The organism is Bacillus sp. B-jedd, from assembly GCF_000821085.1.
GTDB lineage: Bacteria > Bacillota > Bacilli > Bacillales > Cytobacillaceae > Bacillus_D.
On sequence record NZ_CCXR01000001.1, the window covers coordinates 2,036,939 to 2,055,483 of the forward strand.

Annotated in this window: 12 protein-coding genes; 9 read left to right on the forward strand and 3 right to left on the reverse strand. The window is 47.5% G+C overall.

The window, feature by feature from the left end; all coding sequences use genetic code 11:
• The first annotated feature begins 78 nt into the window (after positions 1–78).
• The 3 genes from BN1002_RS09985 to BN1002_RS09995 all read left to right on the forward strand — a co-directional run bounded on the left by BN1002_RS09985 (position 79) and on the right by BN1002_RS09995 (position 3,209).
• Positions 79–348, forward strand: coding sequence for a helix-hairpin-helix domain-containing protein (locus tag BN1002_RS09985; RefSeq protein ID WP_048824886.1), 270 nt, complete (start codon positions 79–81; stop codon positions 346–348).
• A gap of 151 nt (positions 349–499) precedes the next feature.
• A complete protein-coding gene (locus BN1002_RS09990) occupies positions 500–1,912 on the forward strand; it encodes a glycoside hydrolase family 18 protein (protein WP_048824888.1) in 1,413 nt (470 codons plus the stop codon).
• Positions 1,913–2,090: 178 nt separating this feature from the next.
• On the forward strand, positions 2,091–3,209 hold the full coding sequence (locus BN1002_RS09995) for a DUF3626 domain-containing protein (protein ID WP_048824890.1): 1,119 nt from the start codon (positions 2,091–2,093) through the stop codon (positions 3,207–3,209).
• Positions 3,210–3,220: 11 nt separating this feature from the next.
• Here the strand turns inward: BN1002_RS09995 and BN1002_RS10000 are convergent, their stop codons facing one another.
• Positions 3,221–4,183: a helix-turn-helix transcriptional regulator gene (locus BN1002_RS10000; protein ID WP_048824891.1), complete on the reverse strand. Its 963-nt coding sequence runs from the start codon at positions 4,181–4,183 to the stop codon at positions 3,221–3,223.
• A 111-nt stretch (positions 4,184–4,294) separates the two neighbouring features.
• Here BN1002_RS10000 and BN1002_RS10005 point away from each other — a divergent pair, with 111 nt between their 5' ends.
• The 3 genes from BN1002_RS10005 (at position 4,295) to BN1002_RS23690 (ending at position 5,645) form a co-directional block, all read left to right on the forward strand.
• Entirely contained in the window at positions 4,295–4,774 is a 480-nt protein-coding gene (locus BN1002_RS10005; protein WP_048824893.1) for a GyrI-like domain-containing protein, read from the forward strand.
• A 12-nt stretch (positions 4,775–4,786) separates the two neighbouring features.
• Positions 4,787–5,263: a hypothetical protein gene (locus tag BN1002_RS10010; protein ID WP_048824894.1), complete on the forward strand. Its 477-nt coding sequence runs from the start codon at positions 4,787–4,789 to the stop codon at positions 5,261–5,263.
• Positions 5,264–5,474: 211 nt separating this feature from the next.
• Complete coding sequence (locus BN1002_RS23690; RefSeq protein ID WP_156129707.1) at positions 5,475–5,645, forward strand: hypothetical protein; 171 nt, start codon at positions 5,475–5,477, stop codon at positions 5,643–5,645.
• Positions 5,646–5,789: 144 nt separating this feature from the next.
• On the opposite strand, the gene BN1002_RS10015 is transcribed toward BN1002_RS23690, so the two are convergent.
• Positions 5,790–6,389: a CBS domain-containing protein gene (locus tag BN1002_RS10015; RefSeq protein WP_048824895.1), complete on the reverse strand. Its 600-nt coding sequence runs from the start codon at positions 6,387–6,389 to the stop codon at positions 5,790–5,792.
• A gap of 171 nt (positions 6,390–6,560) precedes the next feature.
• The gene (locus BN1002_RS10020; protein ID WP_048824896.1) at positions 6,561–6,926 is read right to left on the reverse strand and encodes a hypothetical protein; all 366 of its coding nucleotides are present in this window, start codon (positions 6,924–6,926) and stop codon (positions 6,561–6,563) included.
• Between the two features lie 513 nt (positions 6,927–7,439).
• Between BN1002_RS10020 and BN1002_RS10025 the strand changes: the two genes are divergently transcribed.
• From BN1002_RS10025 to BN1002_RS10040, 3 genes are all read left to right on the forward strand, one after another.
• A complete protein-coding gene (locus tag BN1002_RS10025) occupies positions 7,440–7,826 on the forward strand; it encodes a GntR family transcriptional regulator (protein WP_048824897.1) in 387 nt (128 codons plus the stop codon).
• A 5-nt stretch (positions 7,827–7,831) separates the two neighbouring features.
• Positions 7,832–8,929, forward strand: coding sequence for a DUF1648 domain-containing protein (locus tag BN1002_RS10030; RefSeq protein WP_048824898.1), 1,098 nt, complete (start codon positions 7,832–7,834; stop codon positions 8,927–8,929).
• A gap of 296 nt (positions 8,930–9,225) precedes the next feature.
• Positions 9,226–18,372 carry a carboxypeptidase regulatory-like domain-containing protein gene (locus BN1002_RS10040; RefSeq protein ID WP_048824900.1) on the forward strand — a complete coding sequence of 3,049 codons (9,147 nt, stop codon included), beginning with the start codon at positions 9,226–9,228 and terminating at the stop codon, positions 18,370–18,372.
• Positions 18,373–18,545 lie beyond the last annotated feature (173 nt).

The window sequence follows — 18,545 nt, forward strand, 5'->3', positions numbered from 1 at the left end:
TTCAAAATATTATACTTAGAAATAAAAGCTTTTCATGAAAAGGAGGACAATTACAGTGGCGAATAAAACTTTAAGGACTTGAAAAAGGGTCACAACTACTATAAAAGCTCTGATTGCCCAATATGCCCTATATGCGAAGCAAAAAGAGAAATCGAAAGTGATTTTCTAGGAAAGATAAGTGCACCTGCCAGAAGGGCTCTTGAACGGAACAATATTACCTCACTCCAAAGCCTGGCAGAGTATGCTGAGTCGGATATTTTAAAACTACATGGAGTCGGTCCGAGCACGATTCCAAAGCTAAGAATCGCATTGGAGGAGTTTGGTTTATCATTTAAGAAATCGAAATAACAACCCCTACTCGAAATCAATGCCTTTTTTTTGCAAAAAGCATGAGAATATAATAATCGAATAGAAAAGTATTGTTCAAATCCGCTTTATGACTGACGGAAATATTAACCCTTCTTCAAGAATATAGTTTAAGAGTGAAGGAGGGGATGGAATGCAGATTGATGTGGTGCAAAGGGGAGATACGCTTTGGGCGATTTCGCAGCGATTCCGGATACCCATTAGCCAAATCGTTACAACGAACCAGCTGGAGGATCCGAATAGGCTGCCGGTGGGGCTCGCGCTAGTTATTCCAACAGCTAACCTGACGCATACAGTCCGTTCGGGGGAAACGTTGTGGCAGATCGCCCAACGGTATGGAACGACAATAGCGGCTATTGTGCAGGCGAATCAAATCGCCAATCCGAATCAGATTTCTCCTGGAACGGTTCTGGTTATCCCGGCTAAAACGCACACCGTCCAACCAGGCGAAAGCCTGTGGCAAATCGCGCAGCGCTACCATACATCGATTCAAGAGATTGCCAGGCTGAACGGAATCCAAAATCCCAATGTAATCGCGAGCGGAACAGTGCTTACCATTCCATTCAGCAAGCCGGTTACAGACGTAAACGCCTATGCCATCAATGCCGGTGAACAGGGAGGTCGGGATATTCGCGAGGTTGGCCGGTTATTAACGTACGCTGCCCCTTTTGCCTATACGTTTAATGCAGACGGAAGCCTGAATGCGATAAACGACACAGCCGCTATCCAGGCATCGGTTGCGGAACGGGTATCCCCTATGATGTCCATTACCAACTTTACCTATAAGGCGGCGGGTTCGCAGCTGGCCCGCACGATTCTTTCAAGCACTGATTTGCAGGATCGCTTGTTGACGAACATTTTAAATACGATGAAGCAAAAAGGGTATGAGGGATTAAATATTGATTTTGAAAATGTCTATCAGGCGGATCGGGAGTTATACAATGCCTTTTTACAGCGCACGGTCGACCGGCTGCACCCGGCTGGGTATTATGTGTCGACGGCCCTTGCCCCTAAGGTTAGCGCTGAACAGAAAGGCTTGTTATATGAAGCGCACGATTATCCGGCCCACGGACGGATTGTCGATTTCGTTGTGCTGATGACGTATGAATGGGGCTATCGGCTCGGGCCGCCGCAGGCGATTTCGCCGATCAATCAAATCCGGCGGGTGTTGGATTATGCCGTGTCCGTCATCCCGAGGAATAAAATCTTTTTCGGATTCCAGATTTATGCCCGTGACTGGCTGCTTCCACATCTCCAGGGGCAGGAAGCTGAAACGTTCAGCCAGCAGGAAGCGATCCGGCGAGCGATTCAGTATGGGGCGGCGATCCAGTATGACACGTTAACCCAGTCGCCATTTTTTAGATATACTGACGCCCAGGGGAGAGGGCATGAAGTTTGGTTCGAGGATGCCAGGAGTGCTCAGGCAAAATTTGACGCTGTCAAAGAATATCGGTTGCGTGGAATCAGCTATTGGACGCTAGGTTATCCGTATCCGCAGAATTGGGTCTTGCTTGAGGACAATTTTGCGATTCGGAAAATACATTGAACAATTCGGGATTTGTTGAATTGGAACGCTTGAGGCGCATCGCTTTGGGCGTTTTTAGTTTGATGTTTTTTTGGGTTTATGATGTTTTTTCTAAAGAATAACGATTGTTAAGAGGAATTTTGCTCGTTAACTCGAATTGTTTTAGGATTAAGCTCTGCAAAGAAAAGAGGGGTATTTCTTGGCATTAACAAGGTCACAAACATCGGCAATAAAATACATTGCCAGTTATGCAAAAAAACACAAGCATGAAGCGAATGAAACAATTGATCATATCCTTCGCATGTCTAATATCAACCGCCAAACCTTTGGGGAAGCAATCAATAAATTAAAGGCTAACGCGCGGGTTGGTTTGCATTTTCATCCGGACCGTCCTGATTCATCGATGATAAGCGTTGCGGAATCGCTTCTTACGCAAGGGACCTATAAGAGCCAATTTGAAACGCTACTGTCAAACGGATTGGTTTCCACTTTACCTGGCGGGTCACGTGATCGATGGGAAAAAAGAATTTTTGGAGGCGCCTATCAACAGGAGGGAACAACAAATAACGAAAGGCCCAAATATGGTGCGCTCAATTTGATGCTGCATCCAGATGGTCCTTCCCCTCGGTTTGGATCGTGCTATTTCCTTTTAAAACCGGAGGTCTCGGTCCGCTGTACATATACGTATATGGATTCTCACCAGGACCCTTTTGAAAAAGGGACATATGAAGAGTTCAATATGATTGTCGCTGCTCTATTGGAGGAGATATTTACAAGGGATTTTGCGATTGGAGAAAAAGATCTGACGCCGGCAAAATTCATCGATCATCTGCTGGTTAATTTAGAGAAACCTTTTCCGAATCCGGCTAATCAAGAGCCTAGCCGGAACCTTAATCATTATATCGAAGCCCAGGTGCATGGTGAGATTTCCCTAAAAGAAGATGTGGAAATCCTTGTGGCGGATCCTTCCTTCAAAAATACTGAAACAGGAAGGGTTCTTGAGAAATTATGCGATAAGTATGCCATTGCCCTACAGTGGCACGCCGGGTTCGCACTTCCAGTGGACGAGGTACCAGATGACTTTAGGGGACCGTCAATGCCTTCTTTGGCTAGTCGTGTTGCGAGAAACGATTTATTGACTGCAGACTTGATTGGAGCGGCGGTCATGGATCTGAAACGAAATCCAGATTCCTGGAGCGATCGGGGGACCTATCATGAAGTGCTCCAGGAATTAAAGCTTTTGTGGCATGTATTGGTTAAGTACGGAAAGCCACTTAGAAATTATCATTTACACGATGAGTCCAACTACGGTTTGTAAATTTCAACTGGTTATGGGCAGAATAAGCTAGATCTCTTTTGGACAGCCATTAAGACCTCTTTCGGAATTTCCTTTACGTTAATTTCCTCACCGAGAAAAAGGAGCCAATTTGTTACTTCGGCCACTTCGTCAGGATGTTGTATATTGATGAATGCCTTCAGAAGGCCTGTTGTTTGATAAGGATCCGTAAAGGAGAGTGAAAGTTTTAACGGGTGGTATTTTTTAAATTGGGCTATTGCCTTAGGCCCGAGTTCAAGGACAAGGTTATGAGTTTCTTCCTGAGCTCTAAGTTTTTCCAACACTTTTTTCCTGCTGAATCGTTTTTCCAGGGAATACGGTTCGACATGGATAAGATTATCGACAGCGATAATCTTTCTTTTTTCTGCCTTTAAGTCAAAACCTTCAATCAGCCAGAGGCTTTTTTCTTTATAAAGGTGCAGCAGGTAAATTGGATATGACTTTGTTCCTTTGTTTTCTTTTACCGTAATCAACAAATGGAGATCCAAAAGAAGGGACTGGATGAGCCTTTCCAACATCGGGTGAGGGAGATCTGAAAGCTCGAGCAAGTCGGGATTATGCGGGTTGGTCCCTTCAAAAAGCAAAGTTTGGTTTAAAAGGACGAGGTCATCCTGCTGGTTATCCGATATGAGCCCCAGCAATTTTTCAGCGAGGGACTGACGGCTCTTAAGGTATGGAAGCTGCTGATTCCTTGTCGCCATGAAGGCGATAAAAAGAGCTTTGACTTCATTATCGGTAAAGCGGACAACAGGCAGGACTGAGTTTTGCATGACAAAATAACCCCCGTCCCTGCCAACTTCGGCGACAAGCGGCATCCCCATGGCTTCTATTTCCCTAATATCTCTAATCGCTGTCGAACGCGAGATGTTGAATTCCTGCATGATTTCTGAAATGGTGAAATGAGCGCGGTTGTTAATATAACGCATCAGAATATTAATCCGTTCTACTTTTTTCATGTGGGCTCCTAAACAGTATCATTTTTTGACACGATTTAAGGTTATTATAAACTCATCAAGTGAAGAAGACTAATCATTTGAAAAAGATTGAAGAAAAGGATGGGATGAAAGATGGCAGATTATAAACTTGAGGAAAAGGACAGCTTTACAGTAGTGGGGATTGGAACTGAGCTGAAGAGCGATTACAGAGACTTTGCTGGCATTAACAAGGAAAAGGCAGACTTTTGGCAGGCAGTGAAAGAGGATGGAAGGCTTGATGCACTTAAAGCCATTGCTACGAATGAGTATATTTTTGCCGTGAGTGAAGCGGTGAATAACAAAATGATGTATTACGCTGGTGTCCTATCCGAGTCAACACTTCCGGAAGCGGACCGATTGATCCAATTTCCCAAGGGGGAATACTTGGTTGTCAAAGGGGAAGCAAAAACGGCCGATGAGTTGGGTATGATGCTCACTGGGATGGCCTTTGGCCAGGCCTTGCCGGAAGCTAAGGATGTCGCTTATGTCGGCGGACCGAATACTGCGGTTGAAATGGGCGAACGGAACGGCTTGGTATTTGGCGAAATGTGGATCCCGGTTGTTAGTAAATAAGGAGGGAAGAACATGTCCTACGTCGTTGATTTTAAAAATGTGTCCACCGTTGGGTTGGAGTCATCCCCGGTAGCAGAAGCGCTGGCAGGCTTGCGTGCCAATGAAGCGCGTTACTTCATGAACAAATACAAGCATGAATTCACGGTTGTTCCCGCAAGCGAAAGCGAAGATACTCTCGCCTATGTGAATCAAATATTGAAAGAAGAGCGTGATATTGAGTTCGCGGCCAAACCGTTGGAAACATCTCGTTTTCAAGTTGAAAATCTCAACATGGCTTACGTTTTTTATGAGGATGGCCTTTCGGTCAATGTCATGTATACTGTGGATGACACGAAAAAGCGTGCCGTTGGTTTCAAGCTTTCTGAGGGGATGGAAGTCCCAAAAGAACTGGAAGGGAAGTTTAAATTTGCGAGGCAGAAGTCCAAGCTGGCCGGCACAATTCGGGGTTCGTATTTTGTCATTAAAGGTGAATACTTAGCCAATGTTTAATGGTTAGTTAGGTTGGCAAATATTTTTGAGGCACATTTCAGGATCAGGAATTGTGCCTCAGACTGTCGGCAAATTCGAAAAATTCGAGGTTGCTGACAGTCTTTTTTTGTATAATTTAGTTACATAATTTTTATCGAGAAAATGAAATGAAACTAAAACTCACAAATGAATCATGACTCAATAGAAATGATTGCTTAGGAGGATTCGCAACATGAAAAAAGTTATAAATCTAGTAATAGGTATCATTGGTGTAACGATAGGAGCTGTTTTGCTTGCGATGGGAAATGATGATGAACCATTTCAAACTAGATTTTTGTTTAAATTGTTTGGTCTGATAATTTTTATTGGTACCATCGTTTTTGTTCGAAAAAGATGGAATTAATTTTATTGCAGGAAAAGAGTTGAAATAATGAATGTCTATGTCCTGTAAAAAAGTAGAATATAAAAATATTATGTTAACTGAATAAAGTTTTTGCTAATGAAAGAGAAAGAGGATGTAGCCATTTTAGGTTGCATCCTCTGTTGTTTATTCGATATTCGTGACGCGGACTCCGGTTTCGGAAAGTTCGGCGACTATCTGATCGACTTTTTCCTTCGGCGTGTCCTTCGGGATGGATAAATGAATCTGGCGCACGGCTTTGTTGCTGCCAAGGGTGAACATCGAAAGGATGCTCGCATGCTTACCGACGACAGCGGAAATGCGTTCGATTGCATGGTTTTGCTCGAACAGGCCGATTGTCAGTGAAATGCCGTCGCTATATGTATCTTCGAGCAGGTCCATGATTTGTGCATGGGTCAGGATACCGTCGAATTCACCTTTTTCATTAACAATCGCCAAGTAGGGCAGGCGTTTAATGCTTTTGAAAATTTGCCTGAATGATTCCTCGCCTTTGACGACGCCGTCTTCCTCTTTAAGGATTTTCGTGACAGGATCTTTTTTGTCCCCGGCATATTCAAAAATATCGATTTTTTCGACGTTCCCAAGGAAACGATTCGTATTTTGTTCCAGAACGGGAACACGGCGGTAGCCAACTTCATCAAGGAACTGGAGCGCTTCCTCGAGGGTTGCATTTTCTGTAAGATAACGAACCTCACTCTTATTAATCTTAAACTGCTGAATCTTCATGCCATTCCTCCTCAAAATCCCTTTTTCTATATCTACCCATTATATATTCTCTGTAAATGGGTAAATTACCTCTTTTTTGAAAGTCGAAAAAGTAACATTTTTGCGAAAAATGAAAAAAGTCTGGGTTATCGAAGCAAGTTAAGAAAAATTTTCCGTGCCTTTTAAGAATATTTATTTGTCCCAGGTGGCAATTTCATTTGCTATGAAGGATTTTGATATAGACATAGCTTTTATGATGTTTTGATGCTTATTGTGATGAGGCGATCCTTCTGAATGCTTTAGCTGTGCTTTTGTGCACTTATTGATGATAGAAGTGAGCGGACGCAGTGCCTCCGTCAGTTCTTCATCGCTATAGTTGTCCACCTTTTCACCTATTAATAGCAATTTTGCAATAACTAACGCTTTTATTCGGTTCGTTAAGAGACTGTATTGAGAGGTTCCTTCTGCGAATTTAGGCTGTATTTTTTCACATTTGTTGATTGTTGAAGAAACAATTAGCAACGCGTCTTCCAGTTCTTCTTTTGTAAACTTATCCATTCCTTTTACCCCCATGTACCTCTTTGTTACTTTGCAGGCAACAAACTTCTGACTTCATTATACTCCAAACTCCATTGTCCTCTTGCAGTACGGAAGCTTGAGATTTTATTATAACCAGAAACCGAGTCCGAGGACAGGCAATAACAATAACCGGTACGAGTTGTTGCCTATTAGCCATTAGGAAGGAGATGGCCTTTTTTGGAGCCTGCCTAAGGCGAACAAATTGTGACAGACTCGGAAACATGGGCAAAAATTTGCGATATATTTAAAAATCTAGCGATATATGTGGAAAAGTGTTCGATATATTGAAACCGATCACAATTTGGGGGAAGTTTCCCGATTGTTGCTTAGAAAAAGCCGGACAAATTGCTGAAACCCTCGGAAAACAAACTGAAATTTATAGAAAAAAGCATGAAATGAAGAAAAAGCAGATTGGAAATTAATAGTTGCCATTTAAATGCATCTGTTATATTATATTTATAACAGATAACACAAGAAAGGAGTGTGGAGTTTGTGTATATTGCGTTGGACCTTGAGTCGGAAGAGCCGATTTATAGCCAATTAAGAAATCAGGTTGTGGCTGGGATTGCGCGCGGCGAGTTGAAGCCAGGTGAGGCGCTGCCGTCAGTCAGGTCGCTGGCTGCGGATATTGGAATCAATTTTCATACGGTCAATAAGGCGTATCAGCTTTTGAAACAGGAAGGATTCATCTTGATTCACCGCCAGAAAGGGGTAGTGATTAACCCTGATGGTCCCCCGCCGGCTGATGAGACATATTTGTCGTCGCTCGGTTCGCAGCTAAAACCGGTTGTGGCTGAGGCTGCCTGCAGAAAGGTATCAAAGGAAGAGTTTATCAAGTTGTGTAATCGGCTTTTCGAAGAATTTGATAAGAAGGAGTGATGGTTATGTCCATCCCGGTTTATCTCGTCATTCTATTAATACCTGTTTTTATTTCGCTTATGTTCATTCCTTATTGGACGAGGAAGACTGAAAGTTTCGGGGTATCCATTCCAGAGGAGGCATACCAGCTTCCGGAACTCAGGAATATGCGCAAGCAATATGCGTCAGTAACAGCGGTGCTGGCGGTGTTATCAACTGTGGTACTGCTCGTTCTTTCAAAAGGGCGAGGCGAGGACTACATTGGCGGATTGTTTTCCATTCTGATCTTTGTTTTCATTGTAATCAGTTTTGGGGTGTATTTACATTTCCATCATGAGATGAAAAAACTGAAACAGGAGCATAAGGAATGGAGTCAGCAGGCGCAGCTCGTCATGATTGAAACGGGGTTCCGCGGACAAAAGCTTACCTACTCAAACTTTTGGTTCCTGATTCCTTTTGCGCTGGCGGCAGCGACAATTGCTATCACACTTGCAAATTATGATAGGATTCCCCAGCGCATTCCGATGCAATATGATTTCAGCGGAAAAGTGACAAATTGGACTGATAAATCATTGAGCTCAGTCCTGTTGTTCCCAATTCTGCAAGTCTATTTGACGGGTTTGTTCTTATTCATTAATGTCATCATCGGGAAAGCGAAGCAGCAAATTTCTGCCGCGAATCCGGAGCAATCGATAAGGCAGAACGTGATATTCAGAAGAAGATGGTCCATGTTCACCATCATCATGGGTGCGGGAGTTGTGCTGTTATTCATGCTGACTCAGCTTTCATTTATGTATTCGATTAATCAGCAGGTGCTAATGGCCGCGCCACTTGTGTTTGCTATTGCCACTCTAGTCGGCACGATTTTGTTGTCCATGACGACTGGCCAGGGCGGTAGCCGGGTGAAGGTCACGGGTTCTGGTGAAAAGGGAAAGGTCATCAACCGTGACGATGACCGGCATTGGAAGCTGGGAATCTTCTATTTCAATCCAAACGACCCTGCAATTTTCCTGGAAAAACGCTTCGGTATCGGCTGGACGAACAACTGGGCCCATCCTTTGTCATGGGTATTCATCCTCGTTGTCATCGTGCTCGCCGTTGGCCTTCCAATCCTATTAAGTTAACGACAATGCCGACGACGTTTGGTTAGACCGTTACACAGAATAAAAGACAAAACCACTCAAAACCTGCCAGGTGCCAAAGCGCACAGGCAGGTTTTTTATGTTGCTGATCAATTGTCGCAGGGAACCGATTTCTTCTTCAAAAAATGAATCTTTCCACCTATTGGGAAATTTTTCGTAGTAGGGCCGAGGATTCATTTTTGTTAGAATATTATAAATTTTACAAATTTTAAAAGGTTTTTCCATATCTTCTATCGTATTCGTTTCGTGTACCAAAACAACAGGAGGTGTTTTTTCTATTGTCGTTTATTAGAAGGAAAGCTGGGAAAAGAGTGTTTTCTGTTCTTTTGTCGATGCTGGTGTTATTGTCCACTTTTGCTCCGGAAATGGCACTTGCGGCTGAAGCAAAGCCGCCGAGCTTTTCTGAGGAAGAGCTGAAGCTGGAGAAGAAACGAGAGGAGGAAGCAAAGTCAGCAAGCAAGTCGGATAAGAAAGATGAAGCCGCAAAACCGGACGCGGAAGGTGAAGAGGAAGGACTTCCTGGCCTGCTGAAGGGGCTGGGCATCACACCGCCGCCGCTGAAGGATGACCAGGCGCTGGCCAAAAAGGAAAAAGACGAAGCAAAATTGCAAAAGGCTTTTGAAAAGAGCAATGAAGTTGATGTCATTATCAGGATGAAAGACCAAACTGACCTCCAGAAGATTTATCCTCAAGTGAAACAGAAAAAGAACCGCACCGAGAAAATCCAAACTATCAAAGAAACCCTCACCGAGAAAGCAAACAACTCGCAAAAAGGACTTCAACAAGCTTTAAAGGCTATGGAAACGAAGGGAAAGGCTAAGCAAAAGGCATCATTATGGATTATAAACGGCATATCCGCAACTGTCACGAAGGAAGCGCTGGAGGAATTGAAAAAGCGGGATGACATCGAGTCGATCACGCTTGATGAAGTTTTGCAGCTTCCAGAAGTAACGGTTGAAGAGACGAAGCCGAGGCTGCCGGAATGGGGCCTGGAAAAAATATTCGCACCGAAAGTTTGGGGCAAATATGGGTTGAAGGGCGAAGGAATTGTCGTCGGCATCATGGACTCTGGGGTCGATGGGCAGCACGAAGCGCTTCGGAAAAATTACCGAGGGCGAGACGGCAACCATCAGTATTCCTGGATTGATGTGTCCGGCGATAATTATTCCACTCCGAATGACGGAAGCGGCCATGGCACACACGTTGCCGGAAGCGCGGTTGGCGGAGGGGATGGCGAGCCGATTGGTGTTGCGCCGGGAGCCGAGTGGATTGCGGCTAAAATCTTCTCCGACGGAGGCCGCGCCTCAACCTCAGGTATCCACGAGGCGTTCCAATGGTTCATGGCGCCGGGCGGAGACCCTTCCAAAGCACCGCATGTTGTCAATAATTCATGGGGGAATTCGAATACATATTCGGTCGAATTCTATGATGATGTGAAGGCATGGATTGCGGCGGGCATTTTCCCGGCTTTTGCGGCGGGAAATGATGGGCCAGGTTCGCAGACGATCGGTTCCCCTGGAAGCTTCCCGGAATCATTCACGGTCGGAGCGACGGATATTTATGACCAAACCGCCTATTTCTCTAGCCGCGGGCCGGTTTTTTGGCAGGATGCGAACGGCGAGCGGAAGCGGTACATCAAACCTGATATTTCCGCGCCTGGCCACCAGATCTATTCTGCCTGGCCAACGAAATTGAACAAAGGCAAATACAATACGATCAGCGGTACTTCGATGGCGACTCCGCATGTTACCGGCGCGGTCGCGCTTCTGTACCAGGCGAATCCAAACCTGACCATCGATGAAGCGAAAGCAATTTTGAAAGAGACGGTCAGGAAGGAAGGCCATATGGGAACCTTGCCGAATGATTCTTACGGCGAAGGGATAATCGATATTTACCAGGCGGTGACCGAGGCGGCTTTTGCAGGCGACCTGAAGGGGAGTGTCAAGAATAAGGACGCCGAACCTTTAACGGCCACGCTTGAAATCGAAGCTGAGGATATCGTCAAGAAAATTTCCGAGAAAGGCACTTTCTCTTTCAAAATCAGGGAAGGTTCGCACCAGGTGAAGGTGACTTCCTTCGGTTATAAGCCGTACGAAGGGACGGTCGTTGTCAAAAAAGGACAAGTGACGAGCATTGACTTTGTCCTAGAAGATGCAGAGTCCTACAACGTGTCTGGAAAGGTCATTGATGAAGCCGGAAAGCCTGTCCCGTATGCATTTTTGCGGCTGAAAAACACGCCGCTGACTGCGATCAGGACGGACGGCGAAGGTAATTTTGAAATCAGGAAAGTTCCTGCCGGCACTTACAGCCTCACTTTGACCGGAGAAGGCATCCAAAGCAAATCGGAAGAGCTGTCCGTCAAGCAAAATACGACAGTTGAAATCAAAGTGAAGAGGCTTGCGGTTCCACTTGGCAAAGAGTGGAGTGTTGCGAATGGAAACAACGCGCGGACGGGCGTTTCCGGAAACGCGATTGATGTCAACGGCCTTGTAAAAGGTTGGGAATACAACACCGAAAGCAAAGGGGAGATCCTCTTTTCGACCCCGGCAGCCGCAGGCGGTAAAGTCGTCCTGACGACGGACCGTGGCTGGGTTGTGGCGCTTGACGCCAAATCCGGGAAAGAGCAGTGGGCTGTCAGGATTGGCAGCACGAACCGCTCCTCGCCGACCATCCACGGAGATACCGTCTATCTTTCCGGCGGGCAGGATGGCAAAATATATGCACTGGACTTGAAAAATGGCAGTATCAAATGGAATACAGCCACTGGTGCATTGGCTGTATATGAGTCGCCGATTTACCATGAAGGAACATTGTTCGTTTCTTCCGACCTGACGGCAAACGCCCAATTGTATGCGCTGAACGCGGAAACAGGGGCGAAGCTGTGGAGCGTGAAGCTTGGCGCGCCAACGTACTTCGGGCCGAGCGTCGGGAATGGTCTGATCTTCATCGGCAGCTATGATAACCAAACGATCCGCGCCTTGAACATAGAAGACGGCAGGGAAGTTTGGCAAAAACGGATTTCCGCTGAAGGCATTGCCTCGAAGCCTGTCTTTGCGGACGGCACCCTCTATTTCATGGGAATCAATTTTGGCACGGACGGTGGTACGCTCTATGCGGTCGACGCGGCGACCGGCGCTGACAAATGGAAGGTTCCGGACATCGGGGACACCCAGGCAGCATCGCCAATCGTTTATGAAAACATGGTCATCATGGGTTCTTCGGTCCAGCCGAACGTGAGGGCTTTTGACAAGCAGACAGGCAAGGAAATTTGGAGCAACAAGGATGTCGGCACGTCGCTGAACAGTGGTTCGGTCACGGCGAATGGCCTGCTGTTCTTCGCTTCGACGAATGGTTCCGTATCGGTCCTTGATGTGTATACCGGTGAGCGGTTGAAGGATATGATTCTCCCGGTCTACAGCACGTCAGGCATTCCGATCCTCCCAGGCCAGGTGATTTTGCCATACCTTACAGGCGTCGAAAGCTATCAATCACCAGGGATTTTCGAAGGGGTTCTGACTGATAAAGGCGGACAGGGGGTCCAGGCGACTCTCACAGTTGAAGAAACGGGTGAATCTGTGACAGCCGACAAGGACGGCAGCTTTGTCCTTAAGCATGTACCTGGTGAATATACCGTCCGTATTTCGCTTTATGGCAAAAAACAAGTCACAGAAAAGGTCGCATTCGTTTCCGGCTACAAGCTGAAAAAGAACTACAAGCTTGAAGATGCGGAAAAAGGATCGTTCGCGATCACCGTCAAGGATAAGCGGACAGGCAAAGTGCTTGATGGCGTATCGGTTGAGCTGCCGGCTGCCGGCATAAAGGGTGTCACCGACGCGGAAGGCATTTTTGCAAAAGATGGTGTGTTCGAAGGTACTTGGGACATCGCCTTCTCGCTCGGCGGCTTTAAAGAAGGAAAAAGCAAAATTACCGTGAAGCCGGGTGAAGCAGCCGCTTTGACATTTGAGCTGCCGCCTATTGATATTGCGGTCCTGAATGACTTGAAGGGCGATATAACAAAGACTCTTGAAAAGAAAGGCTATGCGGTCGAGGAGCGCGGCTGGGATGTCGTCAATGATATTGGCCGCTACCGTGTGCTTTATTTGAACGGTGCTTACGGCTCAGATGGCGTGAAGCCAACCGAGGCGGAAGTGAAGAATCTCGTTGACGAGGCTAAAAAGCACAATGTCAGCCTCATTTTCACTGATCAATGGGGATCCGGTTACGGCTCAATCCATCATTTGAAGGATTTTTACAATAATCCCGCCGACCTTGGCCATGATTACAGTGTTGGCGAAGTCATGCTGAAGGTTGAAGCTGAACATCCGATCACGAAGGGCTATAAAGCGGGCAGCGAGGTGCCTGTCCTTGTCAGGCATGCGGATTTTGCCTGGTTCAACCATTATTCGGGACGGACGATCGGCAAAATTGGTGCCACCTCAATTGGCTTTGTCGGTGTCGGTGTCGCCTATCAGGCAGTGTCTGAAAACAGCGCTCACCTGCTTCTGTCGAGCCATACGTCGGCTCCGTGGGAAACGACAGAGGGCTGGCAGCAGGGGAACTACAATATTTTGTTTAACAGCCTCGATTATTTGTTCAATGCTCAATACGGAAAAATTTCCGGCACAGTCAAGGATTCAGAGGGTAACCCGCTTGAAGCGAGCATAGAAGTGGTGGAGACAGGCGTGAAAGCAAAGAGCGGTACCGATGGAAACTTTGAGCTGTTCCATGACGAAGGAACATATACGCTCGAAGTCCGCGGCAAGGGCCTCGGCACGGTCACCGAAAAAATCACTGTCGCAAAAGGCGAGCCTGTAAGCGTGAATGCTGTCCTTGGCGGCTCGGAACGGGGGACGCTGGAAGGGACAATAACCGATGCGCTTTCGAAACTCGAACTTGCGGGAGTGAAAGTGGAAGTCACGAACGCGGCCGGTGAAAAAGTGGCCGAAGTGCAGTCAGCTGCCAATGGCCGGTTTGAACTGACCGGGCTTGAAGAGGAAACGTATAAGCTTTCGTTTACAAAAGATGGCTACATTCCTTATTCGCAGTCTGTCGATGTGGCGCGCCACACAGGTGAAATTGATGTAAAGATGCACACGATGCCGAGGGTGGCGGTTGTCGGTGATCACTATTCGAGCGACTCGAATTTCAAGGCGTTCCTGAAGGGGTATGGCATCCCGGTGACTGATGTCCAGCCGGCAGACCTCGCCGCGAAAATGAAGGATTTCGATGTTGTGCTCATCAATGACCCGAGCAGCTCCTCGTTTACGAAGGCTGTTTTTGAAAATTCGATGAAAGCTGCCGATGATGCCGGAACGAGTGTCATTTTCGGCGAAGCGTACTGGAGCACGTCCGGGCTGAATCATCTTGTGAATTACCGGAAGGATCCGGATTCAAGGACAGTTGTCCGGAACACGATGCAGCCAGCAGCTTATAAAGTGCTCTCAGAGCATCCAATCTTTAATGGCTTTAAAAAGGGAGACAGCATTAACATCACGTCACCTGCCGGCGCTACAGTCGCTTCGTTCAAAAACTACAGCGGCTATCCGTTGGCGGAAATTTCACACGAAGGCGGCTCGTCCCTTGGACTTGGCGTGGCGTATAAGCCGAGGACCGAGAACAGCGTGGAAGTGCTGTTGGGCGGCCACGGATTCTCCTCTTACCGAGGGGCAAGGGATTACACCGATGATGGAAAGCAAATTTTCCTGAATACGATCCTCTGGGCGGCGAATGCCAAGTTCCCGGTTATCCACGGAACCGTTACTGATGAAAATGGCGATCCACTGAACGCTGATATCAAGGTGAAGGGCCAGCCATTCTCTGCAAAATCGGACGCCGGAACTGGCGCATTCTCAATTGCGCTTCTTGAAGGCGATTATGAATTGACAGTCAGCGCCTACGGCTATGAAACGAAGACCGTGAATGCCGGCGCGGTGATTGACGGAGAACCGCTGTCAATTAAGATGGACGTTGCCGGTGATGTCGGCACAGTTAGCGGATCTGTTGAAAGCAAGAAAGACGGAAAAGCGCTTTCCGGGGCAAAAATCACGCTAGTCGGCAAGCCTCGTTCGGCCGAGTCAAATCTGCAGGGACAATTCAGACTGGCGAAGGTGGAACCTGGAACCTACACTGTGATGGTTGAAAAAGAAGGCTTTGTCCGTAATGAGGTCGAGGTGAAGGTTGCGGCCGGGGAAGATGTCGTCCTGAATGTGAAATTGCTGCCATCACCGACGGTCGGCGTCATTGTCGACTTGACCGCATCGGGTAAGACATTCAAGCAATACCTTGAGGAGCGCGGTTATAAGGTCGAGTATCTCACCTATAAGGATTTGGATAAACTCGATGGGGTTGATGTTGTTTTTGCCAATTCCGATTATAATAACAACGCAATCCCGACAAAAGCGGAATTCAAGGCGTTCCAGGAAGCGCTCGACCAAAAACGGAAATCCATCATTTGGACGGGGCAGGCAGGCGGCCGCGGTTCAATCCGCTATCTGCAGGAGTATGACGGTGACCCTGCGACCGTTTTTGATGGGACGAATAAAACCGGATCAACGGGGACCGTGAAGGAAGAGCACCCATTGACAGCAGGTTTCAAGGCTGGCGATGTGATTGAGATTCCTGGCAAAAGCGGCTACTATTACGGTTTTGACAGATATTCTGGCAAGACGGCAGTTGATTTTGAACAAACCATGACAGGCCAGAAGGGTTCAATGGTTGCCTATAAAGGGCGGACAAATGGGTCAGTCGAAATCCTGCTTGCGAATATGACGATCAGCCATGTGTTCATTCCGAATGACCCGACGCTGTTTGACGCGGGCCGCGAAAAGCTGCTGATCAACGCGATCAACTGGGCGATCGCCGAGAAAGCGCCGCTGGTCGGTGAGCTTCACGGGACGATTAAGAACGAAACCGGGCTGGCCGTGAAAGGCGATGTGTTCATTAAGGAAACAGGCATAAAGGTGGCCGCCAAGCAGGACGGAAAGTTCTATGCGGGACTTGAAGCAGGCACGTACACACTCGTCGTGAATGCATTCGGGCATAAGGAAAAAGAGTTTACGGTCACGATTAAGAACGGGCAGATTCTGAATGATTCGTTTGTTCTTCAATCTGAAAACGCCGGAACGGTGAAGGGTAAACTCATCGATGCTTCGACAAAGGGTGAAATTGAAGGGGCTGTTGTTGAAGTCCTTGGTACACCAGTTGTCGCGAAGTCTAACGCAGCCGGACAATTTGAACTTTCGCTGCCGCATGGCTCGTATGAGGTACGCATCAGTGCCGCCGGATATAAGCCGGTCTTCGAAGTCGTGAAGGTTAGCGAAGGGCAGGAAACGGCTTTGAATATTTCGATGTTCGCATCGGAAAAAATCGCCGTGCTGGCAAGTACAGCCAACATAAATAGGCTGAAGCCATTCCTCGAATCCTACGGTTATGACGTTGACTATCATATTTACACAAACTTTGAGCCTATGATTGAAGAGATAGCCGATTATAAGCTCATCATCGCCAACGATATTTCTTCCACGATGAAAGACCGTTTCAAGGTGATGATCGAAAAAGCGAATGAAAATGAAACGAGCATCATTTTCCCAGGACAGTATGGGTTTGGCTCGATTGTTGATTTGTCCAATAACTATAGCGATCCGAAAAAGGTGACATCGAACTATGTGGACAAGGAACTGAATATCCGGGTCGACGAAAACCATGCGATTTTCCGCGGTTTCGAGCAAGGGAAGGAGTACCCGCTTCTCCTGAATCCGAAGGGCCCGGTCCAATACTCGGTCTATGAGGGATACAGCGGTACAACGCTCGGCAATATTACCAATCCGGTGAAAGGTGACATTGGCGCGTCGGTCGCCTATAAGTTCAGCTCGCCGAACAGCGTCCATATCCTGCTGTCTACCTTGCAGGTCGGCTCTTACGGCAACCCGGCGGATCGCTGGACAGATAATGCCATCAAGCTGTACCTGAATGCGATCGATTATGGCCTGACCGCCAGCCAGGGTGAAATCAAAGGGACCGTTACTGATGCAAAAGGGAAACCAATCGGGGGCGCACTCGTGACAATCCCGGGCACATCTGTCAAAACCGCGACCAATTCGGCGGGCATTTACCGCATTGGGATCGGAATCGGCAAGTACGAGGTGAAGGTGCAGGCGAGAGGATTCGTCGAGCAAGTTGGCTCGGTCGAGATTTTGGAAACTGGCAGCAGCGCCGAGCTGAATTTCACTCTCGAATCGATTGAAGCGTCCGATCTGAAAGGCGCGGTCGTAGACAAAGTGACTGGAAAAGCCATCGCGGGCGCGGCGTTGACGCTCATTCCGGAAGATGAGCCGGACTTCAAGGGCTCTGCGGTGAGCGGCACGGACGGAAGCTATGTGTTTGAAAACTTGCTTCCTGGCAACTACAAGGTTGAGGTGAAGGTTGCTGGCTATCTGCCTGCCACGTTTGATGCAACCGTTGGCGACAAGGATGTCGAGCTGAAGATTGAACTGAATGCGTTCGAGGTCGCGGTTCTTGGTGACCGGAACGGCGCCATCAGCAGCCTTCTGAATTCGAAGGACATTTTTGCAGAAGAAAAGGGTTGGGAGCTTCTCGGCCAGCTCGAAAAGTACCGCGCGGTCGTTATCAATACGAATGGCGGAACGAAAGAGCAGGTCAGCCAGCTGATTAAGGAAAGTGACGAGAAGAGCGTCAGCATTATCTTTTCAGGCACATGGGGTGTGAAAGAAGGCTCGATTGCACTCCTGAAAGAGGCGACTGGCAAGCCGGATTATGGCGATGGCGGCTATAATGAGGGGGCTGTTTACGTGAAAGCCCTTGAAGATCATCCACTGTTTGACGGCCTTGCTGCTGGTGAGGATGGACTGATCCGTATTCATGCGGAAAAGAGCCCGTATGCCACTTTCAAAAATTATACTGGTACCGCGCTCGCCGGACTGACTGTTGACGGAGCCGATAAGGGGACCGCAATTGCGTATGAGTTCAGGGGCAAGGAGCATCTGCACCTGTTGCTGTCCTCATTCGCGGCGACGAATATCATCGGGCCGGAAAGCGGCTGGACCGCCGAAGGCAAACAGATGTTCGCCAACGCGGTTAAGTGGGCAATGGATGCCGAGCAGCAACTTCCGGTAGCACCTGTATGGGATGCGGCCGAAGTGAAGGTGAACAGCGGCGAACCAGCAGTTGTGACTGGAAAGGCCGAGCGTTTGGCAAAAGTGAACGTCTTTGAGCAGAGCGGAAACAAACGTACCCTGCTCGGTACAGTTACTGCTGACATGGACGGTGCGTTCTCGATTGAACTGAAAGGTTTGGTTAATGGCTCTCATCACCTGATTGCTGAAGCAGAGAATTTCGCTGGTAAGGTGGAATCCCAGATGCCAATGAAGCTTGTGGTCGCAGGGAAACCTGGGAAGAAGGCGAGTTAAGCGTTAGTGCATATAGAATTGGGTGTAGAGAAGTAATAGTTTCAGAAGGAGGGCTCCCCGCGTTTGCGGGGAGCTTTTCTTTTTGATGGGGTGTGATTGGTTTTAAATCAACTCGGATTGGTACCACTTGGGAACCTGTACTAGGTTGGGACAGGAAATGGAAATTTACCAAT